1 rRNA gene is annotated in these 329 nt (G+C 47.1%); it reads right to left on the reverse strand.

What is annotated here, in order from left to right:
- Positions 1 to 329 (reverse strand): 16S ribosomal RNA (locus NATSA_RS15360); the annotation flags it as partial.

Raw genomic sequence — 329 nt, forward strand, 5'->3', positions numbered from 1 at the left:
CGCGGTTACTAACACTTCTGGACTACCGGGGTATCTAATCCTGTTCGCTACCCACGCTCTCGTGCATCAGCGTCAGTTACAGTCTGGTAAGCTGCCTTCGCTATCGGAGTTCTAAGTTATATCTATGCATTTCACCGCTACTTAACTTATTCCGCCTACCTCGTCTGTACTCCAGTTTACCAGTATTAATGGCACAATTGAGTTTAGCTCAAATATTTAACCACTAACTTAATAAACCGCCTACGCACCCTTTAAACCCAATAAATCCGGATAACGCTCGCATCCTCCGTATTACCGCGGCTGCTGGCACCCACTCTTCTCCGTGTCGA

The organism is Natronogracilivirga saccharolytica, assembly GCF_017921895.1.
Classification (GTDB): Bacteria; Bacteroidota; Rhodothermia; order Balneolales; family Natronogracilivirgulaceae; genus Natronogracilivirga; species Natronogracilivirga saccharolytica.